14 protein-coding genes are annotated in these 14,156 nt (G+C 52.7%); 9 read left to right on the plus strand and 5 right to left on the minus strand.

Annotated features, from left to right (window positions below; translation table 11 throughout):
• The first annotated feature begins 10 nt into the window (after positions 1–10).
• Positions 11–382: a tautomerase family protein gene (locus HY913_05065; protein ID MBI4962628.1), complete on the plus strand. Its 372-nt coding sequence runs from the start codon at positions 11–13 to the stop codon at positions 380–382.
• A gap of 124 nt (positions 383–506) precedes the next feature.
• On the opposite strand, the gene HY913_05070 is transcribed toward HY913_05065, so the two are convergent.
• On the minus strand, positions 507–1,832 hold the full coding sequence (locus tag HY913_05070; protein MBI4962629.1) for a DUF3999 family protein: 1,326 nt from the start codon (positions 1,830–1,832) through the stop codon (positions 507–509).
• A gap of 499 nt (positions 1,833–2,331) precedes the next feature.
• Between HY913_05070 and HY913_05075 the strand changes: the two genes are divergently transcribed.
• The 4 genes from HY913_05075 to HY913_05090 all read left to right on the plus strand — a co-directional run bounded on the left by HY913_05075 (position 2,332) and on the right by HY913_05090 (position 6,223).
• Entirely contained in the window at positions 2,332–4,992 is a 2,661-nt protein-coding gene (locus HY913_05075) for a CBS domain-containing protein (GenBank protein ID MBI4962630.1), read from the plus strand.
• A gap of 57 nt (positions 4,993–5,049) precedes the next feature.
• Complete coding sequence (locus HY913_05080) at positions 5,050–5,298, plus strand: AbrB/MazE/SpoVT family DNA-binding domain-containing protein (protein MBI4962631.1); 249 nt, start codon at positions 5,050–5,052, stop codon at positions 5,296–5,298.
• Entirely contained in the window at positions 5,286–5,630 is a 345-nt protein-coding gene (locus HY913_05085; protein ID MBI4962632.1) for a type II toxin-antitoxin system PemK/MazF family toxin, read from the plus strand. Before HY913_05080 ends, HY913_05085 begins: the two co-directional genes overlap by 13 nt.
• Positions 5,631–5,980: 350 nt before the next feature.
• Positions 5,981–6,223 (plus strand): hypothetical protein, encoded by a 243-nt coding sequence (locus HY913_05090; protein MBI4962633.1) that lies wholly within the window; start codon positions 5,981–5,983, stop codon positions 6,221–6,223.
• A 16-nt stretch (positions 6,224–6,239) separates the two neighbouring features.
• Here the strand turns inward: HY913_05090 and HY913_05095 are convergent, their stop codons facing one another.
• The 4 genes from HY913_05095 to HY913_05110 form a co-directional block, all read right to left on the minus strand.
• Positions 6,240–6,647, minus strand: a complete 408-nt coding sequence (locus HY913_05095) for a ribonuclease HI family protein (protein ID MBI4962634.1) — start codon at positions 6,645–6,647, stop codon at positions 6,240–6,242.
• 51 nt (positions 6,648–6,698) lie between these two features.
• The gene (locus HY913_05100; protein ID MBI4962635.1) at positions 6,699–7,166 is read right to left on the minus strand and encodes a cache domain-containing protein; all 468 of its coding nucleotides are present in this window, start codon (positions 7,164–7,166) and stop codon (positions 6,699–6,701) included.
• A gap of 287 nt (positions 7,167–7,453) precedes the next feature.
• On the minus strand, positions 7,454–8,815 hold the full coding sequence (locus HY913_05105; protein ID MBI4962636.1) for an alpha-glucosidase C-terminal domain-containing protein: 1,362 nt from the start codon (positions 8,813–8,815) through the stop codon (positions 7,454–7,456).
• Between the two features lie 82 nt (positions 8,816–8,897).
• A complete protein-coding gene (locus tag HY913_05110) occupies positions 8,898–9,464 on the minus strand; it encodes a TetR/AcrR family transcriptional regulator (protein ID MBI4962637.1) in 567 nt (188 codons plus the stop codon).
• A gap of 183 nt (positions 9,465–9,647) precedes the next feature.
• On the opposite strand from HY913_05110, the gene HY913_05115 reads away from it, so the two are divergent.
• The 4 genes from HY913_05115 (at position 9,648) to HY913_05130 (ending at position 14,141) form a co-directional block, all read left to right on the plus strand.
• Positions 9,648–9,884, plus strand: a complete 237-nt coding sequence (locus tag HY913_05115) for an AbrB/MazE/SpoVT family DNA-binding domain-containing protein (GenBank protein ID MBI4962638.1) — start codon at positions 9,648–9,650, stop codon at positions 9,882–9,884.
• A gap of 50 nt (positions 9,885–9,934) precedes the next feature.
• Entirely contained in the window at positions 9,935–10,165 is a 231-nt protein-coding gene (locus HY913_05120) for a DUF433 domain-containing protein (GenBank protein ID MBI4962639.1), read from the plus strand.
• A 19-nt stretch (positions 10,166–10,184) separates the two neighbouring features.
• Positions 10,185–10,532 carry a hypothetical protein gene (locus tag HY913_05125; GenBank protein MBI4962640.1) on the plus strand — a complete coding sequence of 116 codons (348 nt, stop codon included), beginning with the start codon at positions 10,185–10,187 and terminating at the stop codon, positions 10,530–10,532.
• Between the two features lie 444 nt (positions 10,533–10,976).
• Positions 10,977–14,141, plus strand: a complete 3,165-nt coding sequence (locus HY913_05130; GenBank protein MBI4962641.1) for a TIR domain-containing protein — start codon at positions 10,977–10,979, stop codon at positions 14,139–14,141.
• The last annotated feature ends 15 nt before the right edge of the window (positions 14,142–14,156 follow it).

The following is a 14,156-nucleotide window of genomic DNA, read 5'->3' on the forward strand; positions in this document are numbered from 1 at the left end:
GGAGGGTAATGTGCCCATAATTCAGATAAATCTTTATGAAGGGCGATCTCAAGCGGAGAAAATAGCCATCTGCAGAAGCATTCAGGACGCTATAAAACAAGCGCTATCAATCACCCACGACAACTTTCACCATCGCATTTGTGAATTTAATGACTCAACTCTGCTGATTCCTCCGGGAAGATCCAAGAATTACATAATGATTGAAATAAACATGCTACCTGGAAGGGATGAAGCTCTCAAACTTGAAATGTTCAGGAAGATAGAAGCAAATCTGAAGCAGTTCAATATTTCCTCGGATGATATTCTGATTATATGTCACGACCCGAGTTTGGAAAACTGGTATATCAGGGGAAAAAGCGGAATAGAAATGCGCAGTAAATAATTCCGGCTATTAAGCCCGCCGAAGCCCTCGACCTATGCAATGACCTCGCGTCAGGAGCGGCGGAACCGCATCCTACGCGCCGCTCCGGTCCGGATTTGAAGCAGCTACGCAATTCCTCTTGCGATTAAAAGCCCGTGTTGGCTGCTCCGGCCCCGCGCCTCCCACGCGATCTTTTCGACCAGCGCACCTTAAGCATAATTATGAACAGCAGCAGCAATCCGGCCAGTAGCATCGTCACGCCCAGTATTTTTTGAAGGCTCGATGCATCGGCTTTTCGAGGCATTTCAGGTCTTTGGGGAGGCGAAGGAGAGACGATGTTCTTCTGCTCCTGCCCCAGACTGATTTCCGACGATGCGGCCGCAACCTCGTTCACGTTTATGGATGGAGCATCCAGACCGCCCGACGCGGCCCCGGCCTTGGGATTGTCAAAGAACAAACGATAGTCCTGGCCTCGTTGATGTTTGAATACCGCCATACGAACAGCAGCGGTGGCACGCAATTTGTCCACGCTCACAGCTCCGCGGGTACCCCCCGAGAGTTCAAGCTTGAGGTAACGGTATGTCTGAGGACTAAACCGAGCTTCGAGGCTCTCCTTCACAGCTTCTTCCCTACGCAAACGAAACATCGTGCCCTCGAATATCCGCTTCCATGATTCCGGGGAAGAGGAGGACGCTCCGTAGACGAGCACTTTCTTAGTGAATTCATTGGTGGGGGAAGAGAGCCGGACCAGGGCCGTAGGAAAGCGTTTCTCGCCCAGGTCCGCGACTATCGTCGTGGAACCCGTGGCAGGGTCGGATCGGTTTTCTCTGATCCTGACGTCAAGAGGCCAAGATAAGTTCGAGTCAGCCGGGGGTGGATAACAGAGGATGCCATCGACTTTCAGCGGCGGTTTGTCGTCGTCAATGATGCGAATATGAACGTATTGAAAATTATTCAAATGATAAAAGACGTTGAGACTGCGCACCGGCACAGGTCCTGCCAGGTCCGCTACCAGGCCGTCCATTTGAACCACGTAGCTCTCTTTGGTGTTGTCGGAGCCCCTGATTTCAACCTTGCGGACAAAATCCTTGGAAGGTGTCTGGATAAGAACTCCTTGTGTCAGGATTTTGGCCTGCTTGTCGATCCATATGTCAGTCCACTTGCCTTGTTTGCGTGCCATCCGGAATACTTTGGCAGGGAACGCCTCGCCGTCATCGCCGGCCGTGCCTTCCACGATGGTGAACGGGACAACAGCGTGGTTCGAGGATACTAATCTCAGGTCGGCCATATCGCGACGCGACTTCTCGATTAGTTCAGAATCCAGAGATATTCCTGCCAGGCCATCGGGGAAATGAGGCGGAATTCGAACTTCCCGGAATCGCTTCCATTCTCCGGAGTCAAAATCTGCGGCAGCGGCCCCGGCAAACAGTAAAGCGAGAACAAGCGGAAAAATAAGCCCTATTAGGCCCATGGGGCAGCGCGGCCTGACCGTTTTGGCAACAAGGACTCTCCCAAACATGGGGGCGGATTATATACCCGCAATTGCTTGGGATCAAGGAATTCTCCATGTCGGGATCAATACCTCCGGTACGGGCGGGCGCATCATTCATGCCGATGTCAATGATATGTGGGGCAGTCCCGCGAGCCGCGGGACTGCCCCACATATAAGAAACTGCCGCCCAAAAACTGAACGCCTGCTGTCGGAGGCACATGAACGCTGCTTCGGATAAATTCGCGTTACCATTCAGTTGTCAGCGGCGAAAGACTGTCATTGCGAGCGCAGCGAAGCAATCTCAGCGCTCAAAGGCAGAGATTGCTTCGTCGTTTCACTCCTCGCAATGACACAGAATGGCAAATTTCCCAGCGTAACTGAATGATTACAAATTCGCGTAGTTTCACGTTCTTGTTGCGCATTACTATTGTTATACTGGAGTTCACGTAGTTCGGCGGAATGCAGGCGGAATTTTGGAATGGAAGTTATTACCACACATTTGAATGCAGACTTCGATGCATTTGCCTCTATGGTCGCGGCCAAGAAGCTTTATCCTGAGGCTTTGGTGGCTTTCCCGGGTTCCCAGGAAAAAAACCTCAGGGATTTTTTCATAGAGTCCACGCTGTACATCCTGTCCATAGAACGGGCCAAGGACATTGATCTCGACCAGATAGATCGGCTGATCCTCGTTGATACCCGGCAGCGCAGCAGGATAGGCAGGTTCGCATCCGTGGCCGCTTCGGGACAAGCCGAAATCCATGTGTACGATCATCATCCCGATTCGGAAGATGACATAAAGGGGGACGTCGAGTTCGTCATCGAGGTGGGCGCTACAGTGACGCTCCTTATCGGAAAGATCCGAGAACGGGGAATTGAGCTGACCTCGGAAGAGGCTACCGTCCTGGCGCTGGGCATCTACGAAGACACGGGATCATTCAGCTTTTCGTCCACCACGCCCGCGGACTTGGAAGCCGCGAGCTGGCTGTTGGAAAAGGGGGCCAACCTCAACATCATTTCCAACATGATGACCAGTGAAATGAGCAAAGATCAGATCGAACTGCTTCATCAACTTATACAGGAATCGGAAGTCGTCAGTCTGGGAGGACTTGAAATAGTCGTCACGGCCGCCAGCTCGGAGAGTTATGTGGGAGATCTGGCAATCCTTGTCCATAAGCTTAAGGACATGGAAAACCTCGAGGCCATCTTTGCAATCGTCAGGATGGAGGATCGGGTCCACTTGATTGGCCGCAGCAGCCTGGATGAAGTCAACGCGGGTGAAATCGCCGCGGAATTTGGGGGCGGTGGGCACGCTACGGCAGCAAGCGCAACTGTAAGAGACATGTCTTTGTACGAAGCTCGCGAAAAGGTTGTCGCTCTGTTGCGCGAAAAAGTGCGTCCGAAGCAAAAAGCCGGTGAAATTATGAGCCGACCTGTCATTACCATCGGCCCTGACCAGACACTCGGCGACGCTGCCGACTTCCTTAGCCGCTACCAGGTAAGCTCTCTCCCGGTCGTGCGAGACGGCTCAATACTGGGCATAGTTCATCGCAACGCGGTTGAGAAGGCCATTCACCACGGTCTGGAGAAGGCGAAAGTGTCCGACTACATGAATCCCGGTGTAGTGTTTGTGACGCCTCAGGAACCCATCGAAAAGGCCTTGAAAATGACCGTTGGAGGCAGAAACAGGCTTGTGCCGGTGATTGAAGATGGCAAATTGGTCGGCGTAATCTCCCGGAGCGATCTGCTTGAACACTTGCGGCTGCCCCGGAGAAGCGATACCACGGGGCCGGAAGAATTCCCAATAGGCCGCGTGCGAAGCAAGAGCGTCCGCAAGCTTATGGAGGAGCGCCTGCCGGAGCACATAGTCAAGATCTTGAGGCGCTCGGGCGAGGTCGCTGCTAGGAGACATGAAGAGGTCTATCTGGTCGGAGGAGCCGTGCGGGACCTCCTGTTGAGAAACAGCAATCTGGATATCGACCTCGTGGTGGAAGGGGAGGGGATCCCATTTGCCAGAGGACTGGCTGCGGAGTTCCCGGGTTGCCGAGTGAGAGGCCACGAGAAATTCGGCACGGCGGTCCTTCTTTTTGCGGACGGCTTCAAGATAGATGTAGCCACAGCGCGACACGAGTTTTACGCCAGGCCCGGCGCTCTTCCCACCGTGGAGACCAGTTCGCTCAAACGGGACCTGTACCGCCGCGATTTCACCATGAACACGCTGGCGGTGAGCCTTAATCCTCGAACCTTCGGCCAGGTGAGCGACTTCTTCGGCGGAGCGCGCGATATCAAAGAAAAGGTCATTCGAGTCCTGCACAACCTCGCATTTGTGGAAGACCCCACGAGGATACTGCGGGCGGTGCGCTTCAGCAGTCGCTTCGGCTTTGCTATCGGCAAGCACACGCTTAACTTGATCAAGGGGGCCATAAAGCTCAAGGTTTTCGATAGGGTTGAAGGCAAACGGCTCCTGAACGAACTCATTCACATACTCAACGAGAAGAACCCCCTTGCCCCCCTGACACTGATGGCAAGCTACGGGATCGTCGAGGCCCTCCACCCTCCGTTGACACTAGGCCCCAAAACCCAGGAACTCATGGAAGCCGTATCCGGAGTGCTCTCGTGGTGGAAGTTTCTATTCCTTAAGGACAATCTGGAACCCTGGTTCGTATATTTCCTGGCGCTCACCGACACGCTGGGTGATGATGATTTTGAGGCTGCGATGCGCCGTTTTTCCATAACGGGATGGCAGGCGGCAAATCTTAGGCAGGAACGGATCGAGTTGCGCCAAGTGCTGGCCCTGTTTGCAAGGGGCCAGGTGGAACGGCCCAGTCAAATAGTGGCGCAGCTTAGAAGGTTTTCCATGGAAGCCCTTCTGTTCATGATGGCCAAGAGCGCCCGAGAACAAACTCGCATGGCCCTGGCAGACTATATAAATACCCTGAGGTATGTGAAGCCTCTCTTAAGAGGGCAAGACCTCATTGGCATGGGTTACTCGCCGGGACCGGTGTTCACGTCAATTCTTCGTGCGACTCGGAACGCCCGCCTGGACGGTAAGATCGTTACCGAGGAGGACGAGCGCGAATTTATCCGGAAGACATTTCCTTTGGAAACTGGCAACGGGGTGTTAGGTCCCAGCCCTTCTTGACGTGACTTTCGATGCGGACTTATAATGTAATTACATTTCAACCGGAAGGATTGCTCTATGAAAACCCGTTTAGTGCGTATCGGTAATTCGCGGGGCATCCGCCTCCCCAAGTCTTTAATCGCTCAGGCCGGGTTGACCGAAGAAGTGGAGCTTCGCGTGCAGGATGGGGCTATAATTCTCGAACGTACGACAAGTACGCGGTCAGGCTGGGCAGAGGCCGCGAAGGAATTGCGTCAGCGTGATGAGGACCTGTTACTCGATCCTATGAATTCTACCAATTTTGATGAGAAGGAATGGGAGTGGTGATGATGGCTGAGGCTGTCCATCGCGGCGATGTGTTTTTGATCGGTCTGGACCCCACTCGTGGCGGCGAGATTCAGAAGACCCGGCCTTGCGTGATAGTCTCGCCTGACGAACTCAACTCCAACTTGAAAACCTTCATCGTGGCGCCCCTGACAACTGGAAGCCATTCCTATCCATTCCGCGTGCCGTGCAGGTTTGAAGACCGCCCAGGCCATGTAGTCCTTGACCAGATTCGCACTGTCGATCGTGAACGCTTAGTGAGAAGACTTGGAAAGCTTTCGGCATCTACGCTTCAAAAGACTCTGACAATACTGCAAGAAATGTTCGCACCATGATTGGTGGCTAACATGGCATCGACCGGCCCGGCAGCCGGAAGGAGGGCTTGTTGACATTGACTGGGCGTGCTCGACACCCCTGCACGACTTCCCGGGAACCGGAGGCCGTACCATGAACATTCTCACAATTAATCTGCTCTTCAGCACCTTTGTGTTTTGGATTGCGGCCAGGATCTACGTCCTGCCAAGGCTCCCCGAACTCAGTCCCAGGACCGTGCTGCTGCCAATTCTTCTGCTGCATTCCTTCCGACACCTTGGACTGATGTTTCTGGCGCCCGGGGGCCACCTATCCCGGCATTCCGCCGCAGTTTGCTTATCCGGCTGCGTACGGCGATCTCCTGGCTGCTCTGTTGGCTCTGGCCTCGATTGCCGCAGTGGCGAGGGATTTCAGAGGGAGCCGATTTCTGGTTTGGACTTTCAACGTGGAAGGCACGGTGGATCTTCTTTTGGCGACAACACTGGCCACAATCTATGGAGCCCCACCGCACATGGGCCCAGCCTACTGGATCCCCGCGTTCTGGGTCCCTGCGCTGTTGGTGACGCACTACATCACGTTTGTAGTTCTGATCAAGTACTGGAGAGGAGCAGCCTAATACCGCAGCGGCGGCATTACTTGACCGATCGAATCTCACTGAGACCTTCGGTGGCCAGCGCGTCGGCTTGCCCGTTCTCCTGCCTGGGAATCCACTTTAGGCGCCAGCCGGGATGTTCACCGAGAAACCAGCGCATTCTCATAATAAGTTCGCGAAAACGGTTTGAATCACGGGTATGCATTTGGCCGTTGACCTGACACACGACGGTTCTGCTGTCCCCGTGTATAATCGCCTCATCAATTCTTAAGGAATAGAGGCGTTCCAGGACAGCGAGCAGTGCCAAATATTCGGCCTTGAGAGCGTCCCCGCGACCTGCAAATTCAGAAGCCTGATGAATGGGAAAACCGCGGCCATCGCGAATCACGTAGCCAATCCCGCAGTAGTTCAAAAAACACGAACCATCGAAATAAGCCTTGCAGCCCATGTCGCACCTTTCGTTGAGTCGTGTGATTAGAGGGAATCGCTGACATTTGTGTCACTTATAGTAACCCGCGCCCACATACATGTTGCGCCCGGGGACTTTTTTGACAAAGCTGGCTTTCTGAAACTGTTCTTTCTCCGCGGTTTTGGCCCACCAGTATTCTACCCAGCCCGACCCGGACTCTTCAGCGGTCTGCTTGAAATGGGCAAAGAGCGGTTTTCCCTTGAGGTCTTTCATTTCACTCACGTTTTCGCCTATGAGATCTCTCCTGTACGGATGTGCCAGTATCACATTCTCCATCGAGACTGCAAACACATATAACTCCTTGTCGATGAAAGGACCTTTCTGTGCGGAAAATACCTTAAGTGCGTAGTCGCCGCCTTTTTCTTCGATAAAGGATATGGCTTTTTCCACCAACTGGACGCAGTCTGTGGCGCGATCCGAATTCTCTGATGCGGCGAAGACCGGTGCAGTCTGACATGTGACAACTAGCGCCATCACAAACGCAATAAACGGTTTCATAATGTCCCCCTCATTGCCTCAATTCATGCTGTCTTCAATATTCCCCGTCACTGTTGAGGCATTATGAGGTCCAAGCTAAAATTTCATGAAGACTGCTTCCTTGGAATTTCTATCATTATGCTTTATCGTGATCAGGCCGAATCGCCTTCCCATGCGGACTGCGTGGGTTTCCGTATCATGGTTGGACGCAAGACCAAGGAGCGTCCGGCCTCTTTCGCTAAATAAAGCCTCTCCGGTCAATCTTCAAAAAGCTTCTATAACCTGCCACCACACCTCCCGGCGCTGAATCACTTCACCACCATGATGCGTGCCCAACACGGCCACACGGCATTTACTGTCGCATGTCCGTTAGATACGGGGAAGGCTTCTCCCGGATTTAGCAGGTCAATCAACCGGGTGCCACGGCACGCTGGAATGTCCAGTTTGAAACGCGCGGGTTTTTCAGATGCATTGACCAAAACAACCACGTGCTCGTCTGCTGTTTGTCTAGCAAACGCAAACTGTTCATGCCTGATAGATAGTTGTCGATAATTGCCATACGTGAGCGCTTGAGAGCTGCGGCGAATCTTGGCCAACCTGGCGATGACTCGGACCAAATCAGGGTGTGGGCTGGTTTGGGACAGGGTTGCGAGGTCGAGATGCGGGCGCAAGGCCCTGTCGTCTCCGTTCGTCCGCTTTGCCTCCAGACCCCACTCGCTGCCGTAGTAGATCGAAGGAACGCCCGGCATGGTGAAGAGCAGGCAATAGAGCGTGTACAGGTGCGCCGGATTCGTGAGGTTGCCGGCAACCCGGTTGACATCGTGATTGTCGGCAAAGTTGTATAGCGGCACATCGCAATACAGCCCGCCATCGCCAAATTGGCGGTTCAATGCGTACGCGATTTCAAAGTAATTTCGGTCTACATGGCTGGAATAAAGCCCTTTGTAGCACTCGTAATTGGTGACCGAGTCGAGAGTCTCCGAGTTGGCCCACTTTCGGTAATTGCCGTGGACAACTTCGCCCATTAACCAGAAGTCGGGTCGGATGCTTCGGCAAAGGGACCCAAGCTCTTGCAAGAAACTCATGTCAATGCAATCTGCCGCGTCCAACCGGAAACCATCGGGGCTGAATTCGTGCAGCCACATCTTCACTGCCTGGAAAAGATGCGCCTTTACCGCGGGATTGAGCAAGTTCAGTTTCACCAGGTCATAATGACCGTCCCAACTCGTGTAAGTAAACGGGTCGTCAAACGGGCTTCGCTTTTCAAAGTTGAGCCCCTGAAACCAGTCACAGTACGCCGAACGCTCGTTATTTTGTCGCACATCACGAAAGGCCCAGAAATCTCTTCCAACGTGATTGAACACCGCATCGAGTACCACCCGGATGCCGTTTTGATGCAGAGCGGCAATAACCTCTTTCAGAGTCTGATTGGATCCCAGGCGGCGGTCAACCTGAAAATAATCTGCTGTGTCGTAACCGTGCACACTTGATTCAAATACCGGGCCCAACCATACAGCGTTCACGCCTAGATTCTGCAAGTGGTTAATCCAGCCGTATAGCTGCTCCAGCCGCGGAACGACGGGGGAGTTGAAATCGTTGCGTCGCGGAGCACCACAGAGCCCTGGCGGATAAATGTGGTAAAAGACTGAATCAAGAGCCCAGTGTTTCATGAGAAATCCTCCGAAGTGATGTGCACAGTCATCAGTCTGCTATACCGATCGGTATAGCCACAGGGCAAAAAAAAAGACGCCGTCAGGAAAAGATGCCGTGCATGTACTGATGAACCGCTTTGTACACAAGTTGGTCATTCAACTCGATATACCCGTTGAGCGACAAGCCGATATAGGTATTTATCATCCCCAGGAAGGTAGCGGCATACGCTCGATGGCGCCCTTTCATGTTGCCGTGGTCGTTCGCGGCCTGAATAAAGAGTTTCTCTAAAAGCCGCTGTTGCCTCCCGGCCAAGCGGGCCATGGCCTTGAACTCATCGCTGTCCGGCGGGGCAAACCATGTAGACAGCAGCATCCGGTAAAACAGCCCGTGTTCTTTTGCATAGTGGAAGTACGTCGCGGTGATTCGGTTGAGGGTAAAAGGCAAATCGCGGTGATAATCGGCCGCCTCTTCCACGGATCGGTACAGGACGGCAAGATGTTCTTCCAGCAGCGTGTTCAGCAGCCCACGCTTGCTCCCGAAGTAATGGTACAGGGTGGGCTTCGTGATGCCGGCTTCATCCACTATTTCCTGCACACCGACCGCCTCGTATCCGCGAGCGGCGAACAGGTGCAATGCGTGCTCTAATATGTTGGAACGATTGTCCATTTTACCGGTTTACCTCATAAAGTTCCCATCATCCTTGGGTCAGTATACCAATCGGTATAGAGACTGTCAAGCCAATCCGCAGCGTGGCAACTGACTTCAATCCCTGGCCTTTCCGCCCAAGCTTGACGTGAGCCTTGAACAGGGCTGATAATGCAATTCCATTTCAGCCGGAAGGATCATTTTATGAGAACCCGTTTGATTCGAATCGGGAATTCGCGAGGTGTACTGCTGCCCGAGTCTTTGATTGCCCAAGCCGGTTTGGGCGATGAAGTGGAGCTGCAAGTGCGGGACGGGGCCATCATTCTCGAACCTGCAACCGGATCGGCAGGGGGGGCCGAGCAGATGCCTGAGACAGATGACGATCTGTTACTCGATTTTCCTGCTTCCACCCATTTTGATGAGAAAGAATGGGAGTGGTGATAGGTCCGCATGCGTGGATGTGCTATAAGAAAAGCAGGAGGCATTTAGCGATGAAACTGGACCGAGTCACCATAGATCCCGCTCGCATGAACGGCCAGCCCTGCGTACGGAACATGCGCCTGACAGTTCGTCGCGTCGTAGAATTGGCAACTACCTACCCCAATCGCGACGAGTTACGTCAGGAATACCCGGAACTCGAAGATGAGGATGTCCGGCAAGCCCTCCTCTATGCGGCTAGGTATCTTGATGACCGACGTTGTGTTACGATCGGCACACATTAGTTTCGTGGGCCTTTAACATATGAGAAACAGCATAAATCTTATGGGCTTACTTTCGCAGGCAGGCAACCGAGACGAGCAGGGCACTTCGTTTGCTTTGCTTTGTCTAGGCATCATCGAGTCACTCACTGGCGGGCTAATAAGCTCAAACGATGCGCTTCGGCTATTCTTTAATGCTGAGAATTGTCTGTTTGTGCGAAAGAGCTTGAGGGAAAAAGTCGCCGATCAGATCATGAGTCACGGAGTTCAACTCCCGGACCTATTTGACACTCTTCCCGTGGAAGAGGCTCAACAAGAGTTCCAGCGTGAACTGGCAAAGATGCGCTCTCTATGCCTGAAACTTCTTGAGGGAAAGCGAATCGCGGCCTAACTAGACGGATCGGATTCGCGTAGGGGCTTCCGCCCTCTTGCGTAGGGGCACGGCGTGCCGTGCCCAAGTGACGCACCGCTATTCTCAAGGCGCTTGACCGTACCCGGTGAACCCCCGTTTCCGCTGCCTAGTATGAGTTGAAATCCTGGAAATGTGTGGAATAACAGCAGATTCTTTCATCTTTTCGCTTGACATCCCGCTACATTTCCTGGGATTATCCGGCTTGGATAGCGAATTAAGGCGGGGGTGTGCATATCTTACCGTGGACTGCCCATGAATGGCCCAGGTCCATGGGAGGATTGTCCACTTGCCAAAACATCAAGTTCACTAACCAATGACCGGATCAATCAATGCCACGACATAATTGAGGAATCTGCCTCGCTGCCTCAAGTTGCATTATGAGGCAACGCACTACCACCGCCCACGGGCATTGGATTTGGAAACATGAAGAGTAAGCCAAGAGGTAATTTGGGGGAGGCAGAATATCGTATTCGTAAGGCCCTTGAGACTGAATCACTTGATTTGGATTTGGCGGGACTTCTTTTGACCGAACTGCCCGAATCTATCGGGCAGCTCTCCCACCTCCAAGATCTCAACCTCCAACGGAATGGCCTAACAGAATTCCCTGAATCCTTCGCAAACCTCAACAGTCTCCGGCGTCTTGACGCCCAAAGTAATGAGTTCAAGACTTTTCCCGAGGCCATTAGACAACTCAGGCAGCTGCGGACGCTGGTCATCAACAGGAACCGACTCACGACTTTGCCCGAATTCATAGGGCAACTCTCGCAACTCGAGTGCCTCTTCGTAGTTAGCACGGATCTTACGAAATTGCCCGAATCTATAGGGCAACTCTCAAACCTCCATGAACTGAATGTCTCTTTCAACTCGCTTGCGATTTTGCCCGAATGCATAGGAGGACTCTTACAACTCCAAGTCCTTAAAGCCAGCCACAATCAGCTGAGCACGTTGCCCGAATGGATCGGAACGTTTTCGCAGCTAGAGGAGCTAGACGTGTCTGGCAACCCGCTTGCGATTTTGCCCGAATGCATAGGAGGACTCTTACAACTCCAAGTCCTCAAAGCCAGCCACAATCAGTTGAGCATGTTGCCCGAATGGATGGGAAAGCTTTCGCAGCTCAAGGAGCTAGATGTGTCTGGCAATCAGCTCACCATTTTGCCTGAATCCGTCGGAAAACTCGCACAACTCCAGAAACTTAAAATCTCGAGAAATCAGTTGAGCACGTTGCCCGAATGGATCGGAGAGCTTTCCCAGCTCAAGGAGCTAATTGTGCCTGGCAATCAGCTCACCACTTTGCCTGAATCCGTCGGAAAACTCTCGCAACTACGCCAACTCTACGTATATAGCAATCAACTCAAGACATTGCCGGAATCCATCGGAAAAATCTCACGGCTTCAGTTACTGGACGCCTCTATGAACCATCTCAAGACATTGCCGGAGTCCATAGGAAAACTCTGGCGGCTCTGGAATCTCGATCTGACGCAGAACCAACTCAACGACTTGCCTGAATCACTTAAGAGCCTTGGCTCCCTCGGGAAATTGCACCTTCATGGAAATTCCGAACTGGGTTTGCCGCAGGAACTTCTCGATCTGAGCAGTTCGGACGCGCCTGGGACAGGGTATCAGGGAAAGACTAACAGGATTCTCGAGTACTACTTTAGGATGAGGGTCGCTCGGCGTCCGCTCAATGAAGCCAAACTCATTCTGGTGGGTCGCGGAGCCGCCGGTAAGACCTCGATTGTGAACAGATTAGTCTATGACCGATTTGATGGGCACGAGAGGAAGACGGAAGGTATTCAGATCACCGAATGGAAACTTCCACTCAACGAGAGCGAAAATGTGCGGCTGAACATTTGGGATTTCGGCGGCCAGGAGATCATGCACGCTACCCACCAGTTCTTCCTCACACAACGCAGCCTTTACCTGCTGGTGCTTGATGGTCGCGGAGGGGGGGAGGAGGCAGATGCGGAATACTGGCTCAAGCTTATCGAAAGCTTTGGACGCGACTCGCCCGTAGTCATCGTGCTGAACAAAATCAAAGAGCATCCCTTTGATATTAACCGTCGTGCGTTTCGACAGAAATTTCCGGCTATCCGCGATTTCATCAGAACAGATTGCGAGGATGGGACCGGAATCGAACAACTTTTGAATGCAATTAAGCTTGAGACGGATAGCCTAGAGCATTTGCGCGATGCCTTCCCGGCGAGTTGGTTCCGCATCAAGGACAGGGTTGGAGGGATGAAAAAGAACTATCTGAGTTTTGACGAATACCGAAAGCTCTGCGCGAGGCTCGGTGAAAAAGATCCCGCCGCTCAGGAATCGCTTGCATTCTATTTGCACAGTCTCGGAATCGCGTTAAATTACAAGGATGATCCGCGATTGCAGGATATGCACGTGCTGAATCCCCGTTGGGTCACCAGCGGTCTTTACACTATTCTGAATTCGAATAAGCTAGTGGAACAGAAGGGCGACATTCGCTTGCGTGACATACCAGGTATCCTGACGGCCAGTGAATATCCTGCAAGAATGCATCTTTTTCTCTTCGATTTGATGAAGAAGTTCGATCTATGCTTCAGCTATCCGGATGACGATGCACATTACCTGATTCCTGAACTGCTTGATAAACAAGAGCCGGAAGCTTCAGCAGCATTCAAGGCCGAGGAGTGCCTGAATTTTCAATATCATTACCCGGTGTTGCCGGAAGGGCTGCTCCCGCGATTCATTGTACGCACCCATGCGGTCAGTGAGGGGCACCCGCGCTGGCGCACGGGAGTGATTCTGAGGTTTGAGGGCAATGTGGCCTTGGTGAAGGCCGACGCGCAAGACAAGAAGGTCTTCATTTCGGTTTCCGGACCCGTTCCCGGTCGGCGCCGACTGCTGGCAGTCATCCGGTCAGATTGCGAACGAATTCACCGTGATATTAGTAACCTGAACCCAGAGGCAATGGTTCCTCTGCCGGATTACCCCAATGTAGTCGTATCATATGATCACTTGCTGGTGATGGAAAAGAGAGGCATAAAGAAATTTACGCAAGTCGTAGGCAATGAAGTTATCGAACTCGGCGTGGATCAACTCCTGAACGGCGTGGACCTCGATCGGACCGGCAAAAAGGACAGGACGGAGGGTGAGTTTAGGCAGAGAGTACGATTGTTCTACAGCTATTCGCACAAGGATGAAAGCCTATGCGATCAATTGGAAACGCACCTGAAGATTTTGGAGCGTCGGGGACTGGTGGAATCCTGGCAAGACAGGAAAATCGAGGCGGGTGACGAGTGGAAGGAGAGGATCGACGAAAACCTGGAGGCCGCGGACATCATTCTACTGCTGGTCAGCGCCAATTTTATCGCTTCGGACTATTGTTACGAAAAGGAAATGAAACGGGCGCTGGAAAGGGACAAGAATAAAGAGGCGCGAGTGGTTCCCATCATTGTGCGTGATTGCAGCTGGAAGAAATCGCCGTTTGCGAAGCTGCAAGCCTTGCCAAAGAATGGAAAGGCTGTCACCAAATGGCGGGACAAAGATTCGGCCTGGCGGAATGTTGCCGACGGAATTGAAGAAGTAATCGAGGAGACGAGAAAGAAGCCACAGTAACGGCGCAAAAGCGAT

It is taken from the genome of Desulfomonile tiedjei (assembly GCA_016212925.1).
Classification (GTDB): Bacteria; Desulfobacterota; Desulfomonilia; order Desulfomonilales; family Desulfomonilaceae; genus JACRDF01.

Coding starts and splice junctions, on each gene's coding strand:
- HY913_05100 (MBI4962635.1), bottom strand. CDS start 7,166: ATGAAACCGTTTATTGCGTTTGTGATGGCGCTAGTTGTCACATGTCAG.
- HY913_05115 (MBI4962638.1), top strand. CDS start 9,648: ATGAGAACCCGTTTGATTCGAATCGGGAATTCGCGAGGTGTACTGCTG.
- HY913_05110 (MBI4962637.1), bottom strand. CDS start 9,464: ATGGACAATCGTTCCAACATATTAGAGCACGCATTGCACCTGTTCGCC.
- HY913_05070 (MBI4962629.1), bottom strand. CDS start 1,832: ATGGGCCTAATAGGGCTTATTTTTCCGCTTGTTCTCGCTTTACTGTTT.
- HY913_05080 (MBI4962631.1), top strand. CDS start 5,050: ATGAAAACCCGTTTAGTGCGTATCGGTAATTCGCGGGGCATCCGCCTC.
- HY913_05130 (MBI4962641.1), top strand. CDS start 10,977: ATGAAGAGTAAGCCAAGAGGTAATTTGGGGGAGGCAGAATATCGTATT.
- HY913_05075 (MBI4962630.1), top strand. CDS start 2,332: ATGGAAGTTATTACCACACATTTGAATGCAGACTTCGATGCATTTGCC.
- HY913_05125 (MBI4962640.1), top strand. CDS start 10,185: ATGAGAAACAGCATAAATCTTATGGGCTTACTTTCGCAGGCAGGCAAC.
- HY913_05085 (MBI4962632.1), top strand. CDS start 5,286: ATGGGAGTGGTGATGATGGCTGAGGCTGTCCATCGCGGCGATGTGTTT.
- HY913_05120 (MBI4962639.1), top strand. CDS start 9,935: ATGAAACTGGACCGAGTCACCATAGATCCCGCTCGCATGAACGGCCAG.
- HY913_05095 (MBI4962634.1), bottom strand. CDS start 6,647: ATGGGCTGCAAGGCTTATTTCGATGGTTCGTGTTTTTTGAACTACTGC.
- HY913_05105 (MBI4962636.1), bottom strand. CDS start 8,815: ATGAAACACTGGGCTCTTGATTCAGTCTTTTACCACATTTATCCGCCA.